Source organism: Streptomyces sp. NPDC046716 (assembly GCF_040645755.1).
Lineage (GTDB): Bacteria > Actinomycetota > Actinomycetes > Streptomycetales > Streptomycetaceae > Streptomyces.
On the sequence record NZ_JBEYYU010000015.1, the window covers coordinates 1 to 21281 of the forward strand.

Consider the following 21281-nt stretch of genomic DNA (forward strand, 5'->3'; position numbering starts at 1 on the left):
GGCGTTGATTTTTGGCACGCTGTTGAGTTCTCAAGGAACGGACGCTTCCTTTGTACTCACCCTCTCGGGCTTTCCTCCGGGCGCTTCCCTTCGGTCTTGCGTTTCCGACTCTATCAGACCGTTTTACTGGCTGATTTCCTCGGGGTCTTGCTTCGCTTTCCAGGATTACGCTTTCGCGCTTTCCTTTCCGGCGGCCGTAACTCTAGCAGTCTTTATTCGCCCTACTGACCACACCCATGCACGCACAGGTCTAGACCACATGTAGGGTTCGACTCTTAGAGGCCGCAGGAGTCGAGTACTCGTTGGCACCTCGTGCTCCCGGGCGGAGGTACGACAGTACATGGGGCCCCGCGCGCGGAGCAAATCGTTTGCGGGGTGCTCTACATCAGCCAACCGGTACCTCTCGTGCGGAACCGGGACTTTTTATGACTTACGCTTCGAAACGGTACGTCGTCCAGGACAGGCAGTGACGACGACCATCAATCTCCACCCCTGGGAGGCTTGCCATGACCGATGTGACGTCCCCGCTTGCCGGACGCGCCATTGGGCTCTCCGCCGTTCCTGACCCGGTCTTCTCCGGTGCGATGGTCGGGCCCGGCACCGCCATCGACCCTGTGCGCGAGCCCTCCGAGGCCGTCGCTCCCGTCAACGGCATCGTCGTTTCCCTGCACCCGCACGCCTTCGTCGTCGTGGACGAAGAGGGACACGGTGTGCTGACGCACCTGGGCATCGACACCGTGCAGCTCAACGGCGAGGGCTTCGAGCTGCTCGTCAACAAGGGGGACACCGTGACGCGCGGCCAGGCCGTGGTGCGGTGGGACCCCGCCGCCGTCGAGGCCGCCGGCAAGTCGCCGGTCTGCCCCGTCGTCGCGCTCGAAGCCACCGCCGAGTCGCTCTCCGACGTCGTCGAGTCCGGCGACCTCACGGCGGGCGCGGCACTGTTCGGCTGGAAGTAACAGTGCGCCGTCACTGACGGCCCGCAGGACAACCATCGCGGCGGCACGGCCGCCGCACTATCGGAGACGGGTGAGATGGAGACAACGCTGCGAGGCGTCGGCGTGAGCCACGGTGTGGCGATCGGCGAGGTTCGGCACATGGGGACGGCGGTGCTCGAGCCGCCGGCCAAGCAGATTGCGGCGGAGGACGCGGAGCGCGAGCAGGGGCGCGCCCGTCAGGCCGTCGAAGCTGTCGCGGCCGACCTGATTGCGCGCGGCAATCTGGCCGGCGGCGAGGCACAGGCGGTGCTCGAGGCTCAGGCCATGATCGCTCAGGACCCCGAGCTGATCGCCGACGTCGACCGCCGTATCGCAGTCGGCAGCACGGCGGAGCGCGGGATCTACGACGCCTTCTCGCACTATCGCGAGCTGCTGGCCGGTGCCGGTGAGTACATGGCCGGACGCGTGGCCGACCTCGACGACGTGCGGAACCGCATCGTCGCGCGGCTGCTCGGTGTTCCGATGCCGGGTGTGCCGGACAGCGACGAGCCGTACGTCCTGATCGCCCGCGACCTGGCGCCCGCGGACACCGCGCTGCTGGACCCCGCGCTCGTGCTCGGCTTCGTCACGGAGGAGGGCGGGCCGACCAGCCACAGCGCGATCCTGGCGCGTGCTCTCGGAGTGCCCGCCGTCGTGGCGCTGCCCGGTGCCGGGGAGCTCGCCGAGGGCACGGTCGTCGCCGTGGACGGCAGCACGGGCGAGATCTTCGTCGATCCGAGCGCCGAGAAGCGGGCCTCTCTCGAGGCCGCGGCCGCCGAGCGCAGGGCCGCGCTGGCCGCTTCGACCGGTCCGGGTGCCACTTCGGACGGGCACAAGGTGCCGCTGCTCGCCAACATCGGCGGCCCGGCTGACGTGCCGGCGGCCGTCGAGGCGGGCGCCGAGGGCGTCGGTCTCTTCCGTACGGAGTTCCTGTTCCTCGACGACAGCGCGCACGCTCCGTCCGAGGAGAAGCAGGTCGAGGCGTACCGCCAGGTGCTCGAGGCGTTCCCCGAGGGACGTGTCGTCGTACGGGTGCTGGACGCCGGTGCCGACAAGCCGCTCGACTTCCTGACGCCCGCCGACGAGCCCAACCCGGCGCTGGGCGTGCGCGGGCTGCGGTCGCTGCTCGACCACCCTGAGGTGCTGCGCACGCAGCTCACCGCGCTGGCGAAGGCGTCGGAGGGGCTGCCCGTCTACCTCGAGGTCATGGCGCCGATGGTGGCCGACCGTGCCGACGCCAAGGCGTTCGCCGACGCCTGCCGCGAGGCCGGGCTGCAGGCCAAATTCGGCGCGATGGTGGAGATCCCGTCCGCCGCGCTGCGGGCCCGGTCCGTGCTGCAGGAGGTCGAGTTCCTGTCGCTGGGCACCAACGACCTCGCGCAGTACACGTTCGCCGCCGACCGGCAGGTCGGTGCCGTGTCGCGTCTGCAGGACCCGTGGCAGCCCGCGCTGCTCGACCTGGTCGCGCTCTCCGCCGAGGCCGCCAAGGCCGAGGGCAAGAGCTGCGGTGTCTGTGGTGAGGCCGCGTCCGACCCGCTGCTGGCCTGTGTGCTGACGGGTCTTGGTGTCACCTCCCTGTCCATGGGTGCCGCGTCGATTCCCTACGTGCGCGCGACGCTCGGCAAGTACACGCTGGCGCAGTGCGAGCGTGCGGCGGCCGCGGCGCGTGCCGCCGACTCCGCCGAAGAGGCCCGCACGGCGGTTCAGGCGGTGCTCTCCGGCGAGTAGGCCGGTGGGCAGGCGTCGGTCTGCCGTTTACCGAAGGGCGCTCCACTTCTGGTGGGGCGCCCTTCGTGCTGTCCCCTCGGATCAGTGCAGGTGCCTGCCCTCCGCGTCGGTGGTGGTCACCTCCGGCGCGGTGCAGTAGTCGACGTCGGGCTCGGGGGCCAGCACGTCTCCGGAGTAGGCGTCGATGCAGTAGGCGTCGAAGACCTGTGCCGCCGTGAGTCCGCGCAGGCTCTCCTCCTTCACCTGCCAGCCGTACACCTGGTCCCTCTCCCCCGACCTGTTGGTGCGCAGGACGAGGGCGCAGGCGCTGCCGGTGGCGAGGGCCAGGGCGAGCACGGTGGTCAGCTCCATCGTCGCGGTCTCTTCGAGCCGGACGGTGTCGGGTGCGGCGGCGTCCACGTGGAGCACCGCCTGGAGGGGATCGCGGCCGGTGGAGGCGCTGCACACCAGGTGGTGGATGCCCTCGCCGATCGTGTCGAGCACGCGGGCGACGAGATAGGAGGCCCGGGCGAAGGCGATGCGGCCGATGTCCTGGTGGCAGATCGCGCAGGGGCCCAGGCGGGCGAGGACGGACGAGGCGTAGGTCCACGTCGCCTGGCGGACCGCCGCCTCGACGAGGTCGGGGACGAGATCGGCCAGTGGCTGGCCCTCGTACGGAAGGGCCGGGCCGATGGAGGCGAGTTCCGCGGTGAAGCGGCCGCGGCTCGTGGCGGTGTCCGGTTCGAGGCCGGCTTCCGCGCAGAATTCCGCGTACTCGTCGGGGTCGAAGAGCGTGACGCTGGTGTGGCTGCCCGAGGCGGCCAGGGATTTGAGGAGTCCTTCCACCTGCCGTAGATAGGTCCGGTGGTCCTCGAAGGTGAAGCTGCGGTAGCGCCGCATCGCCGTGAAGTCCTGCTCGTCCGCCAACAGGCCGAGGGTGCCGGCCACCTCGCGGCGCAGGATCTGCCGCGAGGTGGTGGTCCGGCCGTGCTGTGTGTGCGTCATGGTTCCCCCTGAGCGTGCTCGATCAATGCTCACTCAGAGTAATCAGAGCCACTGACAACGGCTCGGGGTCCGGCGCGGGTCAGGCGCGTTTGCGGGCGATGTCCTCGTAGAACGTGAGCAGGTCGAGGTTGTCGATGGAGCCGGGGTTCACCGCCTTTTCCAGGGGGGTGCCCTGGAGGAGGCGCTTGACCGGGACCTCGATGCGCTTGCCGGTGAGGGTGTGGGGAACGCCGGGGGCTTCGATGATCTCGTCGGGGACGTGGCGGGGGGAGAGCTGTTCGCGGATGGCCTGCTTGATGCGGGCGCGGAGGTCGTCGTCGAGGGCCGCGCCGGGCGCGAGGTGCACGAAGAGCGGCATCCAGTAGCCGCCGTCGGGCTGTTCCAGGCCGATGACGAGGGACTCGCGGATCTCGGGGAGCCGCTCCACGACCTCGTAGATGTCGGCCGATCCCATCCGGACGCCCTGGCGGTTGAGGGTGGAGTCGGAGCGGCCGTGGATGACGACGGAGCCGCGCGAGGTGAGGGTGATCCAGTCGCCGTGCCGCCAGACGCCGGGGTAGGTGTCGAAGTAGCTGTCGTGGTAGCGGCTGCCGTCGGGGTCGTTCCAGAAGCGGATCGGCATGGACGGCATGGGGTTGGTGACGACGAGTTCGCCGACCTCGTCGACGAGCGGGTTGCCCTGGGGGTCCCATGCCTGGAGGTCCGTGCCGAGGGCGGGGGCCTGGAGTTCGCCGATGTGGACGGGGCGGGTGGCGACGGCTCCGGCGAAGCAGGAGCAGACGTCGGTGCCGCCGCTCACCGAGGCGATCCAGAGGTCGTCGCGGACCTCGTCGTGGAGCCAGCGGAAGCCGTCCGGCGGGAGGGGCGAGCCGGTGGTGGCCACGCAGGTGACGCGGGACAGGTCGTGGTCGCGCGAGGGGTGGACGCCGGCTTTGCGGCAGGCCATGACGTAGGCGGCGGAGGTGCCGAAGAGGGTCGCGCCGGTGCGTTCCGCGATGGCCCACTGTGCGCCGGTCTCCGGGTAGCCGGGGCTGCCGTCGTAGGTGACGATCGTGGTGCCGGTGAGCAGCCCGGAGACGAGGAAGTTCCACATCATCCAGCCCGTGGACGTGTACCAGAAGAACCGGTCGTCGGGGCCCAGGTCGCAGTGAAGCCCGAGCTGCTTGAGGTGCTCGACGAGGATGCCGCCCTGCGACTGGACGATGGCCTTCGGCAGGCCGGTCGTGCCCGAGGAGTAGAGCACCCACAGAGGGTGGTCGAACGGCACCGCTTCGAAGACGGGTGCCACGTCGGCGGAGGTGAGGGCGGCCCATTCGAGGGCGTCTTCGGGGGCCTCGGTGCCGAGCAGGGGGATGTGCACCACGGCGCGCAGCGAGGGCAGTGCCGAGCGGAGTTCGGCGACGGTGTCGCGTCGGTCGTGCTCCTTGCCGCCGTAGCGGTAGCCGTCGACGGTGAACAGGACGACCGGTTCGACCTGTTGGAACCGGTCCAGGACGCTGCGGGCTCCGAAGTCGGGCGCGCAGGAGGTCCAGACGGCGCCGACGGCGGCGGTGGCGAGCAGGGCGACGACCGCTTCGGGGATGTTGGGCAGGTAGCCGCTGACGCGGTCGCCGGGGCGGACGCCGAGGGTGCGCAGTTCCGCAGCGAGCGAGCCCACCTGGCGGCGCAGCTCCGTCCAGGTGACGGGGCGGGGTTCCTGTGTCTCGTCGACGTGGAGGATGGCGGGGGTGTCCGCGCGCGCGGGGTCCTCCGCCGCGCGCAGTGCGTGTTCGGCGTAGTTGAGGGTGGCGCCGGGGAACCACTCGGCGCCCGGCATGGAGCGGTTGCCCAGCACGCGCGCGTAGGGGTGGGTGAAGCGCACGTCGAACCAGTCGGTGACGGCTTTCCAGAACGTGTCGAGTTCGGCCACCGACCAGCGGTGCAGTGCTTCGTAGCCGCCGTCGGCGGGTGCTCCGTAGTGGTCGGCCGCCCAGGCCTGGAAGCGGGTGATCTGCGCGTCGGCGATCTGTTCCCGATCGGGCTGCCAGAGCGGCGAGGGGTTCGCAGTGTCCATGGGGCGGCTCCCGGAAGTACGCGGCGTGAGCGTCCTTGGCGCGCACGGGCTGGGGTGTGCGCGTGACGCGGCTGACAGGGACGATGCCACGTGATCGACTGTGGCACCAGGGCGGCCCCCACATAGTCCGTGTCGCGAGGATGTGTCTGCACCACTGGTGAACGGCAGTTGAACGCGGCACGCGCGCGTGGAAGTCAGTGGCAGGGTGAGCAGCATGAACGGTCGTGACCTGGTGCGCTCGGTGAAGGTGGTTTCTCAGGTGGGTGCCGCCCAGGGGCTGCGGGCTGTGCGCGCGTCGTGGCGGCATCGCAGAGCGGACTCGGCGGGGCTGCCGCAGCAGGGTCCCGCGCGGGCGCGGGTTCCGGGGTGTGTGGTCGGGGTGGATCCGGCGCCGGGTGGTGGCCGGGTGCGTTTCGCCCGCTCCGTGCTGCGGATCCTGGTCACGGCGAACGGGGCCGCCTTCTGGGGGTGGGACGGGGCCGATCCCGAACCGTCGTACGCCCTGGCGGGGGTGTGTCCGGAGCCGGACTCCCGGGTGGCGCTGGAGCCGGACAAGGACGGCGGGTGGCGGGTGGTCGCCGAGCGGGCGACGGTGACGGTGTCCCGGCACGGCGCCGTCGAACTGTGCACGCCGGGTGGGGTGCTGCTGCGCCGCGATCTGCCGCCGCGCTGGTGGGAGCCGGAGGGTGGTGGCGAGGCGCGCTGGGCGCAGCGGTCGGAAGTGGCCGCGGACGCGCGGTTCTTCGGTCTGGGAGGGCGTCCTTCGGGGCCGCGGCTGCGTGCGGGGACGTACCGGATGTGGAACACCGCTCGGCACGGTGGGTTCGGTCCTGGGGACGATCCGCTGTCGATCACCATGCCGGTGCAGATGGTGGTCGCCGACGCGGGGACGCACCTGGTGTTCCACGACACGACGTGGGACGGCACGGTGGCCCTTCGCGAGGGGCGTGAGGGCGACGGATCGGGGCACGATCGCGCCGGTTCCTGCGAACTGCGGATGCGGGGCGGTCCGCTGCGGTGCTGGGCCCTGGTGGGCACGCCGGCGCGGGTGGTCCAGGGGTGGGCGCAGCTGACCGGTGGCGCGGTGGTGCCGCCGTCCTGGGCGCTGGGTCATCAGCATGCCGTCCGGGGCTTCGGTGACGCGTCCGGCATCGAGCGGGAGGTGCGCCGTGTGGTGGCGGGCTACCGGGAGCGTGGGCTGCCGTTGGACGCGGTGCATCTGGACATCGCTCAGCACAGGGCCCGGCGGGGTCCGGGCCTTCCTGACGATCCGCCCGGTTCCGTGCGCCGTCTGGCGGACGCGTTGCACGGCGACGGGGTGCGTCTGGTGTCCGTCGTCGAACCCGGGGTCGGTCCGGAGCGCGGCGACGCGGTCTACGACGGCGGACGCGCGATCGACGCCTTCGTGCGCGACACCGCGGGCAGAGCGGTGCGGGGTGTCGCTCCGGGCGGTGAATCGGTGTACCCCGATTTCACCGCGGAGCGGGTGCGGAAGTGGTGGGGCGGCCTGTACGAGGCGCGTCTGGCTCAGGGTTCCTCGGGGTTCTTGCACGACGTGAGCGAGCCCCTGTCGTTCGCCGCGTTCGGGGACCGTTCGCTGCCGCTGTCGGCCCGGCACGATCTCGACGGCCGTGGGGCCGACCATCGGGAGGTGCACAACGTGTACGGGTTGTGCATGGCGCGGGCGGGCTACGAGGGGCTGCGCGAGTTGCAGCCCCAGGAGCGGCCGTTCGTGTGCTCGCGGTCGGGCTGGGCCGGGATGCAGCGCTACGGGGGGAGCTGGTCCGGTGCGGTCACGACGGGCTGGCCCGGGCTGCGGGCGTCGCTCTCGCTGGTCGTGGGGCTCGGTCTGTGCGGGGTGCCGTACGCGGGCGCGGATGTGGGCGGGTCCGAGGCGGAGCCGTCGCCCGAGCTGTTCCTGCGCTGGTTCCAGCTGGGCGCCTACTTGCCGCTGTTCCGGACGCATTCGGCGCTGCGCGCGGGTCGCCGTGAACCGTGGCGGTTCGGCGACGAGGTGCTCGGGCACGCGCGCGTGGCGCTGGATGAGCGGCGGCGTCTGCTGCCCTACTTCATGACGCTCGCTCACTTCGCCCGTCGTACCGGTGCTCCGTACGTCCGTCCCGTGTGGTGGGCGGCGCCCGAGGACCGGGCGCTGCGCGACTGCGAGGACGCCTTCTTGGTGGGTGATTCCTTGCTCGTCGCTCCGGTGTGGGAGGCCGGCGTCAGGCGCAGGGACGTCCTGCTGCCGCGGGGGCGGTGGTACGACACGGTGACCGGTGAGGTGTTCGACGGTCCGGGGCGGGTGACGGTGAGTGCTCCGCTGTCGCGGATTCCCGTCCTCGCGCGCGCGGGCGGCGTGGTTCCGGTGCGGGCCGACGACGGGGGCGTCGCCCTGGACGTCTGGGCTCCGGCTCCGGGGGGCACGGGTGGTGGTTACGTCGCCGTGGGCGCCGGGGACGGCTGGGAAGAGCCGGGGATCGAACGCTACCGGGTGCACCGCGACGGCGACCGGGTCGTCGTCGAGACCGTCGGCGAGGGCGGTGTGTCACAGCCCCCGCACCGGGTGCGGGTACGGGGGTTGTGACGCTCGGGCTACATGTAGCGGCCTTCGAACCAGGCCCGGACCGCCACCGTGTGCAGCGGGAAGGCGAGTTCGGCCGGGCGGCGCAGCAGGTGCCATCCGTCGGTCTCGTCCGTGGGGGCGCTCGCCGGCAGTTGCGCGGCGGGGCGTTCCGGCAGCAGGCCGAAGAGGAGGAGGTGGCCGTCCGGGGCGCTCATGGCGTCCACGAGGCGTACGTCGCGGGTCGCCGTGTCGATGCCCGTCTCTTCCCTCAGTTCCCGGACGACGGCGTGGCGCCAGTCCTCCCGGTCGTCGATGAAGCCGCCGGGAAGCGCGATCTCGCCGCGCGCGGGCGCGATGGTGCGGGTGATCACGACGAGGGCGGTGCCCGTCGTGTCGTACACGGGCTGCAGGGCGATCGCCACGGGCAGCGGGTTGCGATAGGCGACGGAGGCACAGGCGGGGCAGGTGCGCGGCCAGCCGCGTACGTCGGTCCCGTAGGCGGCCCCGCAGCTGGAACAGTGCGAATCCGGGACGGGGTTGACCGTGGAGTGGGTTGATGCGGACACGGCGCGGACTGTATCCGATCACCGGAGTGCGGTCTTCCCCCGCGGGTCCGCCGCCTGATAGACGCAGGGCCATGACTCGAACTGCCGCCGCTCTGCGGAAACTCGCTGTCCTCACGGCTGCCGCGCTGCTCGGTACCGCCGCCGCTCCGTCGGTCGCCCGTGCGACCCCCGATCCCAAGGCTCCCCGGGCGTTCGTGGCGCTCGCCGACGTCGATCCCACGATCGTCCAGGAGATCCGCTACTTCACCGCGCACAACTTCGTGGGCGAGCCGGTCGACGGCTACAGGAAGCCGATGTGCATCCTGACGAGACCGGCCGCCGAGGCGCTCCACAAGGCGCAGACCGGGCTGTTGAAGCGCGGGTACTCCCTGAAGGTCTACGACTGTTACCGGCCGCAGCGGGCGGTCGATCACTTCGTGCGGTGGGCGAAGGATCTCGACGACCAGAAGATGAAGGCGGAGTTCTATCCGCGGGTGGACAAGACGCGGCTGTTCGCGGACGGTTACATCGCCGAGAAGTCCGGTCACAGCCGTGGCTCCACCGTCGATCTGACGGTCGTGAAGCTGCCGGTGCGACCCACGCGCCCGTACCTGCCGGGTGAGCCGCTCAAGGCCTGTTACGGGCCGCAGAAGGAGCGCTTCCCCGACAACTCCGTGGACATGGGCACGGGGTTCGACTGCTTCGACACGCTGGCCCACACGGATGATCCGCGCATTCAGGGCGTCCAGCGAACCCATCGGGACCTGCTGCGCGACGCGCTCTCGGGTCAGGGGTTCGTCAACCTGCCGGAGGAGTGGTGGCACTTCACCTACAAGCCCGAGCTGTTCCCGGACACGTACTTCGACTTCCCCGTCGCCAGGAGGTCGCTGGCCGGGCGCTGAGCCGCACGTGGTTCCGCGGGACCCCTGACGGCGGGCGGTTGCCCGTGGCACACTTCTGACGTTCCGTCAGATTCGGTGTCGGGAGGATTCGTGACGCGTACGCGCACACCGGTCGTGGCCGGTTGGTTCACCGGCGAGGGTGAGGACTTCCGCCTGTTGGGGACGCGCTGTTCGGGATGCGCGTCCGTGTACTTCCCGCGCCAGGACGCGGCCTGCCGCAATCCCGGGTGCGCGGGCGGCGACCTGGTCGAGGTGCCACTGTCCCGGCGTGGGCGGATCTGGTCGTACACCGACGCGCGCTACCGGCCGCCGGAACCGTACGTCTCCGACCGGGAACTTCCCTGGGAGCCCTACACGTTGATCGCTGTGGAACTGGACGCAGAGCGATTGGTGGTGCTCGGGCAGGGGGTTCCCGGGGTGTCCGTGGCCGATCTGGAGATCGGCATGGAGGTGGAGGTCGTACCGGGGCTGCTCGACGAGGACGGGGACGAGGCGAGCGGTACCGCCTGGACGACATGGCACTGGCGGCCGACGGGGGTGACGGCATGACGGGGGACGTGGCGGTGCTCGGCGCGGGCATGCACCCCTGGGGCAAGTGGGGGCGCAGCTTCGTCGAGTACGGGACGGCCGCGGCGCGGGCGGCGCTCGCCGACGCGGGCATCGGCTGGCGCGACGTGCAGTCGGTGGTCGGCGCCGACACCGTGCGCGGCGGATATCCCGGATATGTGGCGGGGGCGACGTTCGCCAAGGCGCTGGGCTGGCAGGGAGCCCGCGTGACCAGCGTGTACGCGGCGTGCGCGTCGGGGGCCCAGGCCATCGCCACCGCGCGGGCGCAGATTCTCGCGGGGCTCGCGGACGTCGTGCTCGTCGTCGGCGCCGATGCCGCGCCCAAGGGCTTCTTCCGGCCTGCCGGGGGTGATCGGCCGGACGATCCCGACTGGTTGCGGTTCCGGGTGCTCGGCGCCACCAATCCGACGTACTTCGGCCTGTACGCGCGCCGGCGGATGGCCGTGCACGGGGACACCCTGGAGGACTTCGCCCAGGTCAAGGTGAAGAACGCGGCCTGCGGGGCGCTCAATCCGCATGCCCGCTACCGCACGGCCGTGTCGGCCGACGAGGTGGCCGCCTCCGCCGTCGTCGCCGATCCGCTGCGGCTCCTGGACATCTGCGCCACGTCGGACGGCGGCGCGTCGCTGGTGCTGTCCAGCATGGAGTTCGCGCGACGCCACGGAACCCCCGATCCCGTACGGATCCGGGCGGTGTCGACGGTGACACCGACCTATCCGAACACGGTGCTCGACCTGCCGGACATCGCCACAGACTCGGCCGCGGGAGTCGAGCCGGACGGCCCCTCCTTCCGCTCCTCCATAGCCCGCGCCGCCTATGAGGAGGCCGGCGTCGGGCCCGAGGAGCTGTCGCTCGCCGAGGTCTACGACCTGTCCACCGCACTGGAGTTGCAGTGGTACGAGGACCTGGGGCTGTGCGCCGAGGGAGCGGCGGCCAAGCTGCTGCGCGAGGGCGCGACGGCACCCGGAGGCCGCATACCCGTGAACGTCAGCGGCGGGCTCGCGTCCTTCGGGGAGGCGGTACCCGCCCAGGCCATCGCCCAGGTGTGCGAGCTGACCTGGCAGTTGCGGGGCACGGCGGGGGCGCGGCAGGTGGCCGGGGCCCGGGTGGGGATCACGGCCAACCAGGGGCTCTTCGGACACGGTTCATCGGTCGTCGCGGTGCGCTGACCGAAGGCTTGATCAGCGGGTTCGCACGCTCTGTGATCGCCCGGGAATGCTGCGTGAACAGCGTGTGAACTGGGCCTGGAGGTGCGCCGGGGGCACCATCATGCTCCCGTGCGCTCCTGGACGGACAGTCTTCGCTTCGCCTTCCAGCCCGTGGTCAATCTGACCACGGGGACCGTGGCAGCGCTGGAGATACTGGCCCGTCCCGAGCACGGTGACGTACTGGCCCGGGCCCGGCGCGAGCCCGAACTCGACGGGCGGCTCGCGGCGTTGGCGGTCGGCGACGCCGCGCGCAGGGAGACGCTGCTGCCCCTGCATGTGAACGTGTTCGCGGGCACGCTCGCCGACCTCGGTGGGCTCTGGGCGCTGCGGGACGCGGTGCGGGCGGCGGGACGGCTGCCGTGGGAGGTCACCGTCGACGTGGGGCCGCCGTTCACGCACGTACCGCACCGGGCGCTGCTCGAGGGGGTCGCGGCGCTGCGGGACGAGGGGTTCCGGATCTGTGCGGACGGGGTCGGCGACGGTGATCTGCCGCTGCGGCTGCTCGACGATCTGGCGCCCGATCTGGTCAAGCTGGACGCCTCCCTGCTGGCGCGCGCGGCGTCGGTGCGGGCGATGCGGACCCTGTGCGAGGAGTCGGGGGCACTGCTCGCGGTCGAGGGGGTGGAGTCGGAGTCGCAGTGCGTCGCGGCCCGGGACGCCGGGGCGCAGCTCGCTCAGGGCGATCTGTTCGCCCCGCCGTCCCGGCTGCCGACGTCGGACGTCTACCTGCCCCGACTGCCGGCCGCAGGAGGGGAGTTCAGGCCTTCCGGGCCGTCGGTGCGGGAGTTCGTTCGGCCCGCCGCGCTGCTGCCGCAGGGGGCCTCGGCGGAGCGGGTGCGCAAGCTGCTGACGGGGGCGCCGGAGGTGTCGGGCGTGCTGCTCGTGGACGCGTCCGGGGTGCCGGTGCGGTCGGTGCAGCGGGACCGGTTCCTGCTGTCGCTGTCCGCGCGGTACGGGCACGCGCTCTACGCGGACCGGCCGGCGGCGCGGCTCGGTGATCCGCCGCGCACCGTGGGCGTCGCGGCGACCGCCTGGGAGGTGCTGGACGTCGTCGCGGACGGCGAGCGCAGCCGCACCGCCGACGATGTCGCCGTGGTCGACGACAAGGGGCGGTGCGTCGGCGTCGTACGCCTCGCCGACCTCGTACGGGCCCTCGCGGAGAGCCGGGTGGAGGAGGCGGCCGGTCTCAATCCGCTGACCCGGCTGCCCGGTTCGGACGCGGTCACCGGCGAGGTCGACCGCTGGCTCGCGCAGGGCCGGGGCTTCGCCCTGACCTGGCTGGACATCGACGGGTTCAAACAGGTCAACGACGGAGCGGGGTTCGCCGCGGGGGACGAACTGATCCGCGCGGTGGGGCGGGCACTGGCGCGTACGGAGTCGGAGGAGTTGCGCGTCGGTCACATCGGGGGTGACGACTTCCTGGTCCTGGCCGCACCGGAGCGGCTGGATCCACTCGCCGCCGCGATGCTCGACGCCCCTTGGACGGCGGGCGGCCGCGCGGTCACGCTGTCGCTGGCGACGCTGGTGTGCCCGCCGGGCAGCGTGCCCGACCACCGTGGGGCGGCGGCTTCGCTGGCTCCGCTCAAGCGGGCCGCGAAGGCGCTGCCCGGGGCGAGTTGGGTGTGCGGGCAGGCGGGCCGTGCGGGATACGTGGTGCGGCGCGGGACGGCGGCGGACGGGACCGCCGTCGTGCCGGCGCCCTGAAGGGTGTGGCGCACGAAGGCTTCGCGCACGTCACGGCCGTGCCGCCGAACACCGTTCACCAGAGGGCGCTCCGGGGTGTGTCCGGCCCCGGCCAACCGGTGCGGTCGGCGACCTTGACGCTCCAGTACGGCCGGTGAACACTTCCGGGTGTCAGTCGGCATCGCCGCATGACGGCCCACCTCTGATCGTGGCAGGTCAGGGCCGCTCCCCCACGCGCGGTTCCGGCTGTGCGGGCACGCTCGTCACGGACGCCGGGCAGGGCACGGGATCTCCCCCCGCCTCGGCGGAAGTAGCCAGAACCAGCCAGGGGAAACGCCCCCTGCGCGGAGGACCGGGGCGCTCCGCCCCGGGCGAGGGGCTAGGAGCCGCTATGCACAGCAACGGAGACATCTTCGTCGGTGAGGTCATCGGCACCGCCATTCTGATCCTGTTCGGCGCGGGCGTCTGCGCCGCCGTCACCCTGAAACACTCCAAGGCGAGAGCCTCGGGCTGGATCGTCATCGCGTTCGGCTGGGGGTTCGGCGTGCTGGCCGGCGCGTACACGGCCGCGCCCCTGTCGGGCGGTCATCTCAATCCCGCCGTCACCCTCGGCATCGCCATCGACACCGGGGACTGGGACCAGGTCTGGGTCTATCTGTGCGGCCAGATGGTCGGCGCGATGCTGGGCGCCGCCCTCGCGTACCTGGTGTATCTCGCGCAGTTCAACGCCAATGTGGGTTCCGCCGCCGACGACGACGGTCCCCTGCCCACGCTCGGCATCTTCTCGACGATTCCCGAGATCCGGAATCCGGTGGCGAACCTGCTCACCGAGGTCATCGCGACGATCGCGCTCGTGCTGCCCATCCTGGCGTTCGGGCTCACCAAGGGCCTGGGCGAGTCGGGTACGACGGCGCTGATCGTGGCGCTGCTGGTCGTCGGCATCGGCCTGTCGCTGGGCGGGCCGACGGGCTACGCCATCAACCCCGCACGCGACCTGGGCCCGCGCATCGTGCACCAGTTGCTGCCCATCCCCAACAAGGGCACCTCCGACTGGGGTTACGCGCTCGTCCCGGTCGTCGGGCCGCTGATCGGCGGCGCGCTGGCGGGGGTCATCTACAACGCAGCGTTCTGAAGCGCGGTCCGCGGAACCGTGCCGGACCGGTTCCGCGGCGTTCCGACACCCGATCCACGTACGACCGTCTTCTCACGAAGGGGTAGCCATGCCCGAGACTTCCGTGAAGTACGTAGCCGCGATCGATCAGGGCACCACGTCGAGCCGTTGCATCATCTTCAACCAGGACGGCGAGATCGTCGCCGTCGACCAGCGCGAACACCGTCAGATCTTCCCGAAGCCCGGCTGGGTGGAGCACGACGCCACGGAGATCTGGTCCAAGGTCCAGGCGGTCGTGGCCGGTGCGATCGCCAAGGCGGGTCTGCGCCCCGACCAGCTCAGCGCCCTCGGCATCACCAACCAGCGCGAGACCACGGTGCTCTGGGACCGCTCGACCGGTAAGCCGGTGCACAACGCCATCGTGTGGCAGGACACCCGGACCTCGGCGCTCTGCACCGAACTGGGCGGCTCCGACGGGCAGGACCGGTTCCGCGAGCAGACCGGTCTGCCGCTCGCGAGCTACTTCTCCGGGCCCAAGGCGGCCTGGCTGCTGGACAACGTGCCGGGGCTGCGGGCGCGCGCCGAACGCGGTGAGATCGCCTTCGGGACCATCGACTCGTGGCTGATCTGGAACCTGACCGGCGGCACCGACGGCGGTGTGCACGTCACGGACGTGACCAATGCCGGGCGCACCATGCTGATGAATCTGGAGACCCTTCAGTGGGACGCCTCGATCCTCTCCGCGATGCGGGTGCCCGAGGCGGTCCTGCCGGAGATCCGCTCGTCGGCCGAGGTGTACGGCACCGCGGTCGGGCAGCTGTCCGGGGTGCCCGTCGCGTCGGCGCTCGGTGACCAGCAGGCCGCCGTGTTCGGGCAGGCCTGCTACGACACCGGCACGGCGAAGAACACGTACGGGACGGGCAGCTTCCTGCTGCTCAACACCGGTAACCGGCCGGTTCCTTCGAAGAACGGCCTGCTCACCACCATGGGGTACAAGATCGGCTCCGAGGCGCCGGTGTACTGCCTCGAAGGGTCGATCGCGATCACCGGGGCGCTCGTCCAGTGGTTCCGCGACCAGCTCGGCATCATCAAGACCGCCGACGAGATCGAGACGCTGGCCGCGAGCGTGGACGACAACGGCGGGGCGTACATCGTGCCCGCGTTCTCCGGGCTGTTCGCGCCGTACTGGCGCTCCGACGCGCGCGGTGTGGTCACGGGGCTGACCAGGTACGTCACCAAGGCGCATCTCGCGCGGGCCGTCCTGGAGGCGACGAGCTGGCAGACCCGTGAGGTCGTCGACGCCATGTACCAGGACTCGGGGGTGCGGATCACGACCCTGAAGGTCGACGGTGGCATGACGAAGAACAATCTGCTGATGCAGCACCAGGCGGACGTGCTCGACGTGCCGGTGATCCGGCCCAAGGTGTCGGAGACGACGTGCCTGGGCGCCGCCTACGCGGCCGGGCTCGCCACGGGAGTCTGGAACGACCTGGACGAGCTGAAGGCGCACTGGCGGCGCGACGTCGAGTGGACGCCGTCGATGGACGCGGGGACCAGGGACCGTGAGTACCACAACTGGCACAAGGCGGTGGAGAAGAGCCTCGGCTGGCACGAGGACGGCGTGTAGCCCCGGCCCGTCAGGGACACGGAGGGCCGGACGGGAAGCCCCGGTACGCGCGCGTAGAGGCGAAAAACGCTCTACGCGCGCGTGGCCGCGCAGAGCGCCTCAGGTGACGGCCGGCTCGCGGCGCTGCGCGGACACGGCCGCGGCGTGCTCGACGACCCCGATGAGCACGTTCTTCACGGATTCCTTTTCGCGCGCGTCGCACAGCACCACGGGGACCGCGGGGTCGAGGTCCAGGGCCTCGCGCACCGTGTCGGCCGGGTAACGGGCCGCGCCCTCGAAGCAGTTGACGCCGACGACGAACGGGATGTCACGCCGCTCGAAGTAGTCGATGGCCGCGAAGCAGTCCTCGAGCCGCCGGGTGTCGGCGAGGACGACGGCGCCCAGCGCTCCGGTCGCGAGCTCGTCCCACAGGAACCAGAAGCGGTCCTGGCCCGGTGTGCCGAAGAGGTACAGGACCAGGTTCTCGCGGACGGTGATCCTGCCGAAGTCCATGGCCACGGTGGTGGTGTGCTTGCCCTCGACGCCCTGGGTGTCGTCGACCGGGCGGCCCGCTTCGCTGAGCAGCTCCTCCGTGCGCAGGGGCCGGATCTCGCTGACCGCGCCGACGAGGGTGGTCTTGCCCACGCCGAATCCGCCGGCCACCAGGATCTTGAGCGTGACGGGCTCGACGGGGGCCCTGCCGCGCTCGGAACGCCCGAAGATCATGGGTTGTCTCTCCTGACTCGCTGGTCGTTCTGTCGTTCAGAGGGCTCTCAGGCCGTCGATCACATCGCGCAGAATGCTCTCGTCGGGCAGTTCCGCCGGCGGGACCGGGCGGGTCACGTGGACCAGCTCGTCGTCGACGAGATCACCTATCAGGACGCGGACGACCCCGACGGGCAGGTCGAGTTCCGCGGCGAGCTCCGCCACCGACTGCGGGCCGTCACGGCACAGTTCGACGATGTCGACGTGTTCCGGTGACAGCGTCTGGTCGGCGACCGGGTCGCCGCCGCGGTGCTGCGCGACGACGACCGCGATCAGGTCGAGACGGTGTTGGCCCGCACTGGTGGTGCGGCCTCGTGTCATGGCGTACGGACGCACGACGGGCCCGGCGTCGTCGTCGAACCAGTGGTGCGTCCCTTGCGTCCCCTGACCGTCTGCGCTCATGCCAGCCCACTACCCTCCGGCGGGTGGATCCGTGCGCGGTGCCGTCGCCAGATGTGCGCCGACCCGCTTGACGAGCAAGGTCATCTCGTAGGCCACGAGGCCGACATCGGAGTCCGCGTCCGACAGGACGGCGAGACAGCTGCCGTCGCCCGCCGCGGTGACGAACAGGAAGGCGTCGTCGAGTTCGACCACCGTCTGCCGGACGCCGCCCGCGTCGAAGTGCCGGCCCACGCCCTTGGCGAGGCTGTGGAAGCCGGAGGCGACGGCGGCGAGGTGCTCGCTGTCCTCTCGGGTGAGGTCCTGGGAGACCCCGGTCGGCAGTCCGTCCCCGGACAGCACGAGCGCCTTGCGGATGCTGGCCACACGTTCCACCAGATCGTCCAGAAGCCAGTTCAGCTCACCCGAACCCCCCGGGGTGGTGTGCGCGCTGGCCTTCGGTGCGGTCATCGACCGTCCCCCTCAGATGTCGTTCCCTGTGCTGTGCCGTCGGCGCTCTCGTCGCTCGTGGCGCGCTCGTCGCTCTCGGCGTTGCGGTCGGTCGTGGCGGTCGCCTCGGTCGTGGCGGCTCCGTCGGCTCCGTCGGCCTCGGAGTTCTCCTCGCGGCCGCGTCGCCAGCCGCTCTGCAGCGAGGCCATGCGGCTGCGCACCTCGTCGGCGTCCCGCTCGGCGGGCTCCGCGGAGGTCGTCTCGTCCGGGCCCGCGGTCCGGTCGCCGCGCAGGTCGGGGCCTGCCTTCAGCTGCGGGGCCAGGCTCGCCTGCCGTACGCGGCGGGGCAGGCCGCCCGGGCCGGCGGAGGTGTCCGGCCGTCCGGTGCCGGCGGGCTGGGGCGGTACCGGGGTGGCGGCGGTTTCGGTGGCGCGGGCGCGGCGCCTGGGCAGGTCGGCCGGCGGCGAGGGCGCGACGGTGTTCCGCAGCCGGTTCTCGCCGTCGCGGTCGTGCCGCTCCCCGGCTGCCGCGCCCGTACGGTCGTTCTCCCCCGGCCGGGTGTGCGTGACGGGCCTGCCGTGCGAGCTGACCAGCTTGGGGGTGCGCCGGCGGGGCAGCGGCACGAGACCGCCCGGGGCCTTGTCGTGGTCGCCGTCGCTGTCCCGGCGGGGGCCGAAGACGCCGTCGCGGTCGGCCTCCTCGGCCTGCTGGTGCTGTTCGCCGGGGATGCCGGCCACGGGGCGGCGGGGGCGGAAGAGGGCGCCGCGCTCGCTGTCGTCGTCGCCCAGGGCCCCGGGGAACGGGGTCATGTCGGAGGTGGCCAGGGGCGCTTCCAGCTCCACCGGTCCGTCGAGCAGCGACGACGGCAGACCCGGCAGGCCTTCGGAGGCGGGGAGGCTGCGGCCGCGCAGGCCGTCCGGTGTGCGGCGCACCGCCTCGGGCCGGTCCAGGCGGAACCCGGCGCCCTCGGTGTCCGTCGCGTCCGTGAGCAGGGAGTCCGGGATGAAGACGACCGCGGTCGTGCCGCCGTAGGGCGAGGGCTGGAGCGAGACGCGTACGTTCTGCCGCTGGGCGAGCCGGCTGACCACGAACAGGCCGAGCCGGTCGGTGTCGGAGAGTTCGAACTCGGGGGTCTCGGCGAGCCGCAGGTTGGCGTCGAGCAGCGCGTCGGCGGCCATGCCGAGGCCGCGGTCGTGGATCTCCAGGGTGAAGCCGTTGGCCACGCTCTCGCCGAGCACCTGCACGGCGGTGTGCGGGGGCGAGAACACCGTGGCGTTCTCCAGGAGTTCGGCCACGAGGTGGGTGAGGTCGGCGACGGCGGGCCCGGTCACCGCGATCCGCGGCAGCCTGCGCACCTCGATCCGCTCGTAGTCCTCCACCTCGGCGACGGCGGCGCGCACGATGTCCATCAGCTGGACGGGCTTGCGCCACTGCCGGGACGGGGCGGCGCCGGAGAGGATCACCAGTCCCTCCGCGTGCCGGCGCATACGGGTCGTGAGGTGGTCGAGGCGGAACAGATCGGCGAGTTCGTCGGTGTCCTCGGTTCTGCGCTCCATGGCGTCGAGGAGGGTCAACTGCTTGTGGAGCAGGACCTGGCTGCGGCGGGCGAGATTGACGAAGACCTCGGAGACGCCGCGGCGCAGTTCGGCCTGTTTCACGGCCGCTTCGACGGCGGACCGTTGCAGGGTGTTGAGGGCCTGGCCGACCTGACCGATCTCGTCCTTGTCGTACGAGAGGCGGGGCGCCTCGGTCTCCACGTCGACCGTCTCCCCCGCCGCGAGCCGGCGCATCACGCTCGGCAGCCGCACGCCGGACGCCTCGTGCGCCTCCAGGCGCAGCCGTCGCAGGTCGCGGACGAGGCCGCGGCCGATGCGGAGCGACAGGAAGAGGGAGAAGAGCAGCGCGAGCAGGCCGAGTACGCCGGCGATCCCGGCCCGGACGAAGACCTGGACGGCGACGGGCCGGGCCCGGTCCTCGTAGTGCTCGGCGGCGTGGGTGTTGCGGGTCTCCAGGCCGTGCAGCACGTGGCCCGACGCCTTGTCCCAGCTCTCGGCGGTGACGCCCTTCGGTGTTCCGGGCCTGCCGTTCACGACGGCTTCCTCGGCGTTGCGCAGCGGGGCGGTGTCGGCGCTTTTCCAGTACCGCTGGAAGCGCGAGCGTTCGTCATCGGAGAGGAGGGCGAGGTTGGTCTCGTAGAGGAGGGTGCGCTGGGCCATGAGGTCGGAGACCTGGCGCAGTTCCTCCTGGGTGAGGCGGCGGGCGACGAGCCCGGAGCCGATCAACGCGTCCTCCCGCGCGAGCAGTTCGCGTGCCTGGACCACGCCGACGACGGCCCGTCCCTCGCGCTCCACCTGGGCGTCGTCGAAGGAGACGATGCCGAGCAGGAAGTCGTGCGTCGGTTCGATGAGGCGGTTGTAGAAGGTGAGGGCCTGGCCGCGGGTGACGGTTCCCTCGTCGACGTTGCGGCGCAGGGACGCGATGCCGTCGAAGCCCTCGACGGCCGCGTCCAGTGTGGCGCGCGCGCCACCGTCCATCTCGTCGCGGAGGTCGGCGTCGCGGGCCTTCTCCTTGATGCTGCCCATGGCCTCGTCGGAGGCGCCGCGCTTGGCCCGCAGGGCGGACTGGGCGTCGGAGGCGCGGGGGTCGGCGAGGTAGACGAGCGTCTGGCGGCGCTCTTCCTGGAGAAGGCGGCCGGTCTCGGCCAGCGGGTAGCCGATGCCGTCGACGACCCTGCCCGCCGAGAACATCTGCAGGGCGGCGCGTCCCGTGATGACGGAGGCGAAGGCCCAGATGGCTGTCAGGGACAGCAGCGGCACCATCAGCAGCGCCACGATCTTCCGGCGGATGGACTTCCCGCGAAAGCGCATGGCCTCCCCCAGATCGGCCCCCTGCGGTCGGTCAGGGGCACACATGTGCGTCAACGAGCGGCGCGAGCCTACTACTGACACAGGAACAACTCGAAGGCCTGTCCGGATGCTTTCCGACACGTCTTCGGTGTTGTCGTCCTGAGTTGTCCGGTCATTGGGTGAGATTGCGGCACGAGATTCAATCAATCTTCGGCGATCATCATCAGCCACGCTTCACGCAGAGTTGGCCGGAATGATGCGCTTGTCGTCCGAACTCGGCCGACACGCCGAGATGGTGGTGCGGCCGACGATCTTTCGGTTCTGGATCGGGAATCTTCGGACCGCGCCGTTCGTCGTACATCACAGGGCGGTACGGGGGCATGCGCAGAGAGCCGGACACGCGGCACCGACGGCGTAAAGGTGATCAAACCGGGCAGTCAATGTGCAGGCCGATGCGGGGGCATCGGGCCCGGAGCCCGGGAGCGGCGGGGAGTGATGCAGTGATGAGTACGGCAGGGCAGCGCGAACTGTGGGTCGAGGAGCCGGCGAAGCGGCGCCGGATGCCCGATCCCGTGCGGACGGCGGCGGTGCGAGCGGTGCTCATCGCCTCCCTCACCCTGATCCAGGCGATGGTCGCGACGCTGTGCACACTGGCGGACTCCTGGCTCGCCTTCCCCATGGTGCTCAGCAGTGTGGCCAGCACGGTGGTGGCGACCTGGGGCGTCCTGGACGTCTGGGTGACGCGCCAGGTGTGGAACCAGCGCCACGGCGTCATCTCGGTGCCGGCCAGCACGGCCCGGCGGCTGCGCAGAGAGCGCCGCCACGCACGCAGGGCGGCACGCACCGGCGGCCGCGGCGCGGAGAACATACGGGCTCGGGGCGGGGCCGGGCAGTTGACGCACACCTGACGCCCGCCCC

The 21281-nt window shown here is 71.5% G+C and carries 18 protein-coding genes; 11 read left to right on the forward strand and 7 right to left on the reverse strand.

What is annotated here, in order from left to right:
- The 3 genes from ABZ930_RS13885 to ptsP all read left to right on the forward strand — a co-directional run.
- Nucleotides 1-228 (forward strand): hypothetical protein (locus ABZ930_RS13885; RefSeq protein WP_361546490.1); only part of this gene is annotated, 228 nt, incomplete at its 5' end.
- Nucleotides 229-506: 278 nt separating this feature from the next.
- Nucleotides 507-956: a PTS glucose transporter subunit IIA gene (locus ABZ930_RS13890; RefSeq protein WP_111665561.1), complete on the forward strand. Its 450-nt coding sequence runs from the start codon at nt 507-509 to the stop codon at nt 954-956.
- 75 nt (nt 957-1031) lie between these two features.
- A complete protein-coding gene (gene ptsP, locus ABZ930_RS13895; RefSeq protein WP_361546493.1) occupies nt 1032-2702 on the forward strand; it encodes a phosphoenolpyruvate--protein phosphotransferase in 1671 nt (556 codons plus the stop codon).
- 81 nt (nt 2703-2783) lie between these two features.
- Here the strand turns inward: ptsP and ABZ930_RS13900 are convergent, their stop codons facing one another.
- Nucleotides 2784-3686, reverse strand: a complete 903-nt coding sequence (locus ABZ930_RS13900) for a hypothetical protein (protein ID WP_361546496.1) — start codon at nt 3684-3686, stop codon at nt 2784-2786.
- A 79-nt stretch (nt 3687-3765) separates the two neighbouring features.
- Nucleotides 3766-5739: an acetoacetate--CoA ligase gene (locus tag ABZ930_RS13905; protein ID WP_361546499.1), complete on the reverse strand. Its 1974-nt coding sequence runs from the start codon at nt 5737-5739 to the stop codon at nt 3766-3768.
- 214 nt (nt 5740-5953) lie between these two features.
- Between ABZ930_RS13905 and ABZ930_RS13910 the strand changes: the two genes are divergently transcribed.
- A complete protein-coding gene (locus ABZ930_RS13910) occupies nt 5954-8323 on the forward strand; it encodes a glycoside hydrolase family 31 protein (RefSeq protein WP_361546502.1) in 2370 nt (789 codons plus the stop codon).
- Nucleotides 8324-8331: 8 nt separating this feature from the next.
- Here the strand turns inward: ABZ930_RS13910 and ABZ930_RS13915 are convergent, their stop codons facing one another.
- Nucleotides 8332-8868 carry an NUDIX domain-containing protein gene (locus ABZ930_RS13915; protein WP_361546505.1) on the reverse strand — a complete coding sequence of 179 codons (537 nt, stop codon included), beginning with the start codon at nt 8866-8868 and terminating at the stop codon, nt 8332-8334.
- A 71-nt stretch (nt 8869-8939) separates the two neighbouring features.
- Between ABZ930_RS13915 and ABZ930_RS13920 the strand changes: the two genes are divergently transcribed.
- The 6 genes from ABZ930_RS13920 to glpK all read left to right on the forward strand — a co-directional run bounded on the left by ABZ930_RS13920 (nt 8940) and on the right by glpK (nt 15945).
- Nucleotides 8940-9749: a M15 family metallopeptidase gene (locus ABZ930_RS13920; protein WP_361546508.1), complete on the forward strand. Its 810-nt coding sequence runs from the start codon at nt 8940-8942 to the stop codon at nt 9747-9749.
- Between the two features lie 90 nt (nt 9750-9839).
- Entirely contained in the window at nt 9840-10298 is a 459-nt protein-coding gene (locus ABZ930_RS13925; RefSeq protein WP_361546511.1) for an OB-fold domain-containing protein, read from the forward strand.
- On the forward strand, nt 10295-11485 hold the full coding sequence (locus ABZ930_RS13930; RefSeq protein WP_361546514.1) for a lipid-transfer protein: 1191 nt from the start codon (nt 10295-10297) through the stop codon (nt 11483-11485). The genes ABZ930_RS13925 and ABZ930_RS13930 overlap by 4 nt, the downstream gene beginning before the upstream one ends.
- 108 nt (nt 11486-11593) lie before the next feature.
- A complete protein-coding gene (locus ABZ930_RS13935; RefSeq protein WP_361546517.1) occupies nt 11594-13228 on the forward strand; it encodes a GGDEF domain-containing protein in 1635 nt (544 codons plus the stop codon).
- A 370-nt stretch (nt 13229-13598) separates the two neighbouring features.
- A complete protein-coding gene (locus ABZ930_RS13940; RefSeq protein WP_361546520.1) occupies nt 13599-14339 on the forward strand; it encodes an MIP/aquaporin family protein in 741 nt (246 codons plus the stop codon).
- Nucleotides 14340-14427: 88 nt separating this feature from the next.
- The gene (gene glpK, locus ABZ930_RS13945) at nt 14428-15945 is read left to right on the forward strand and encodes a glycerol kinase GlpK (protein ID WP_361546523.1); all 1518 of its coding nucleotides are present in this window, start codon (nt 14428-14430) and stop codon (nt 15943-15945) included.
- 99 nt (nt 15946-16044) lie between these two features.
- Here the strand turns inward: glpK and ABZ930_RS13950 are convergent, their stop codons facing one another.
- The 4 genes from ABZ930_RS13950 to ABZ930_RS13965 are packed head-to-tail and all read right to left on the reverse strand — an operon-like array spanning nt 16045 to nt 20384.
- Nucleotides 16045-16650, reverse strand: coding sequence for an ATP/GTP-binding protein (locus tag ABZ930_RS13950; RefSeq protein ID WP_361546526.1), 606 nt, complete (start codon nt 16648-16650; stop codon nt 16045-16047).
- 36 nt (nt 16651-16686) lie between these two features.
- Nucleotides 16687-17091, reverse strand: a complete 405-nt coding sequence (locus ABZ930_RS13955; RefSeq protein ID WP_361546529.1) for a DUF742 domain-containing protein — start codon at nt 17089-17091, stop codon at nt 16687-16689.
- Nucleotides 17092-17100: 9 nt separating this feature from the next.
- Nucleotides 17101-17538 carry a roadblock/LC7 domain-containing protein gene (locus ABZ930_RS13960; protein WP_351460199.1) on the reverse strand — a complete coding sequence of 146 codons (438 nt, stop codon included), beginning with the start codon at nt 17536-17538 and terminating at the stop codon, nt 17101-17103.
- The gene (locus ABZ930_RS13965; RefSeq protein WP_361546533.1) at nt 17535-20384 is read right to left on the reverse strand and encodes a nitrate- and nitrite sensing domain-containing protein; all 2850 of its coding nucleotides are present in this window, start codon (nt 20382-20384) and stop codon (nt 17535-17537) included. The genes ABZ930_RS13960 and ABZ930_RS13965 overlap by 4 nt, the downstream gene beginning before the upstream one ends.
- A 359-nt stretch (nt 20385-20743) precedes the next feature.
- Here ABZ930_RS13965 and ABZ930_RS13970 point away from each other — a divergent pair, with 359 nt between their 5' ends.
- Nucleotides 20744-21271, forward strand: coding sequence for a hypothetical protein (locus ABZ930_RS13970; protein WP_361546536.1), 528 nt, complete (start codon nt 20744-20746; stop codon nt 21269-21271).
- Nucleotides 21272-21281: the final 10 nt, after the last annotated feature.